Origin of the sequence: Lentimicrobium sp. S6, from assembly GCF_013166635.1 — a bacterium.
GTDB lineage: Bacteria > Bacteroidota > Bacteroidia > Bacteroidales > UBA12170 > UBA12170.
Map to the genome: position 1 here is coordinate 1 of NZ_JABKBZ010000288.1, position 429 is coordinate 429.

Sequence of the window (429 nt, forward strand, 5' to 3'; positions counted from 1 at the left end):
ATTGGTGGTGGGATTTTGGAGACCCAACTAGCGGCGCCTTTAACTTTAGCACGGCTCAAAACCCTACACATGCTTTTACTGCTCCAGGCATATACGACGTGCAACTCATCACCAAGGCATTTGGATACGATACTATAATACAGCAAGTGATAGTGAGAGAAGGACCCACTTCGGCCTTCGACTTCACCACACCTTGCCAGGGAGAAGATGCCATTTTCACTGACCTCAGTGTGGCAGGAGCTGCTCCTATAGAAAGTTGGCTTTGGGACTTTGCCGATGGAAACACATCCACCGAGCAAAATCCAACACATCTTTATCAGTTTTCTGGTAATTATTTGGTAGACCTCACGGTAACCGATACCAATGGCTGTGAGCACAGCATTACTCAAAATGTAACCATTTGGCAAGGACCAACCGCCAAGTTTAACT

Annotated in this window: 1 protein-coding gene; it reads left to right on the forward strand. The window is 46.6% G+C overall.

The genetic code is table 11. From position 1 onward, the window contains the following. Positions 1–429, forward strand: a 429-nt coding sequence (locus HNS40_RS22770; protein ID WP_172284992.1) for a PKD domain-containing protein, incomplete at both ends; no start/stop codon positions are given.